Raw genomic sequence first — 1,372 nt, 5'->3', positions numbered from 1 at the left:
GAGACTGTAAAATAGTTTGTGTAAGGATGAATGATTCCTTAAATTTATTTCTTTAAACATTAGAAAAAGGAGTTCCTTTCTCGTATGATTGGTTTGAACAAAAAAACACATACAGAAAGAAGAACTCCTTCATGAATGATTTTACCAAAGATTTTGCTCAAGCTCTATTCAATCCAGACAAAATAAATGATTTATTGCGCAAAGAGCTACAACAGGCTGTTAATGACTTGCTAGAAGCTGAGTTGACTGCCTTTCTGGGCTATGATCCCTATGCCAGAAATGGCTGGAATACTGGCAACTCTAGAAATGGTGCTTATTTCCGCAAAGTTGATACGCAATTTGGCCCGATTGAAGTGCAAGTACCTCGGGATCGCAACGGTCAATTTCATCAGCACACGCTGCCTGACTACAAGCAGCACTCGGATATCTTGGAAAGCATGATTATCAAGCTTTATTCCAAGGGCGTGACCACCAGGGAAATAGCCGATCTAATTGAAAAAATGTATGGCAGCCATTACAGTCCAGCTCAAGTATCAAATATTTCCAAGCAGATGATTCCAAAGGTTGAGGCTTACCACAAACGCAAGCTAAGCGACAAGTTTTTCTGCGTCTATTTGGATGCGACATACCTTCCTTTGCGCCGAGAAACATTTGAGCGTGAAGCAGTCTATATTGCCATTGGCATCAAGCCTAATGGGCACAAGGAGGTCATTGACTACTGCATTGCGCCTAGCGAGAACATTGAAGTCTGGACAGATATGCTTCAAAACATGAAATCCCGAGGCTTAAAGCAAGTTGAGCTTTTTCTTTCTGATGGTGTTGTTGGCATGAAAACAGCCTTGGCCAGGACTTATCCTAAAGCTCATTTTCAACGCTGTTTGGTTCATGTCATGCGCAATATCTGCGCTAAAGTACGCGTCGACGATCGTGAAAAGATCATGAACGAATTCAAACAGGTGCATCAACAGACAAACAAAGAAGAAGCCACAGCTGTCCTGCATGACTTCTATACCAAATGGGGCCAGGTTTACAGCCATGTTATCAGAAGCTTGAAAGACATAGAACCAGATCTGCTGGTCTTTTATAACTATCCCAAGCAGATCAGAGCTTCAATTTATTCGACTAACATGATTGAATCATTTAACAATGTGATCAAGCGCAAAGCTAAGCCTAAGGCAGAGTTTCCAACTGAACAGTCGCTTGATGCTTTTATTGGTATTCAGGCAATGAGCTACAATGACCGTTATTTCAATCGAATTCATAAAGGCTTTGGTCAGGTTCAGGACACCTTAGAATCCTACTTTGATTAAATAAATAATTAAAAAATCAATTTACGAGAAAGAACTATTTACACAAAAGATTTGACAGTTTC

Annotated in this window: 1 protein-coding gene; it reads left to right on the top strand. The window is 40.3% G+C overall.

Translation table 11 applies throughout. The features are described from left to right. The first annotated feature begins 131 nt into the window (after positions 1-131). Positions 132-1,310 carry an IS256 family transposase gene (locus JEM49_RS08700; protein ID WP_201874656.1) on the top strand — a complete coding sequence of 393 codons (1,179 nt, stop codon included), beginning with the start codon at positions 132-134 and terminating at the stop codon, positions 1,308-1,310. The last annotated feature ends 62 nt before the right edge of the window (positions 1,311-1,372 follow it).

The sequence above is a fragment of the Lactobacillus sp. A27 genome, assembly GCF_016742815.1.
Lineage (GTDB): Bacteria > Bacillota > Bacilli > Lactobacillales > Lactobacillaceae > Lactobacillus > Lactobacillus gallinarum.
The sequence above is the reverse complement of the archived record's forward strand: the minus strand, read 5'-3'. Positions and strand labels throughout refer to the sequence as shown.

Excerpts from the sequence above, each read along its gene's own strand:
- JEM49_RS08700 (WP_201874656.1), top strand. The coding sequence starts at position 132 with ATGAATGATTTTACCAAAGATTTTGCTCAAGCTCTATTCAATCCAGAC.